The following is a 313-nucleotide window of genomic DNA, read 5'->3' as shown; positions in this document are numbered from 1 at the left end:
GCCAGTTCGAAGGTCTCGCCGGTGGCTTGCAGGCGGCCATCGACCATGCGGGTGCGGGCGAAACGCATGCCGCGCACATGGCCCTGGTCGTCGAGCAACACTTCTTCGGGCTGGGCCCAGGTCAGCAGGCGTACCTGGTTGGCCTTGGCGATGTCCTGCTCATGGCCGGTGGCGCCCATTTCAGCCAGGCCACGGCGATACACCAGGTTGACGTCACGGGCACCGAGGCGGGCCATTTGCACCGCCATGTCGATGGCCGTGTTGCCGGCGCCGAGCACGATGCAACGGTCGGCCAGGGGCAGTTGACTGAGGT

At 67.1% G+C, this 313-nt stretch carries 1 protein-coding gene; it reads right to left on the bottom strand.

The features are described from left to right. Positions 1-313: FAD-dependent oxidoreductase (locus HX846_RS39220; protein ID WP_178967700.1), on the bottom strand; the 313-nt coding region annotated here is incomplete at both ends.

The sequence above is a fragment of the Pseudomonas sp. K5002 genome (genome assembly GCF_013386655.1).
Taxonomy (GTDB): domain Bacteria; phylum Pseudomonadota; class Gammaproteobacteria; order Pseudomonadales; family Pseudomonadaceae; genus Aquipseudomonas.
The sequence above is the reverse complement of the archived record's forward strand: the minus strand, read 5'-3'. Positions and strand labels throughout refer to the sequence as shown.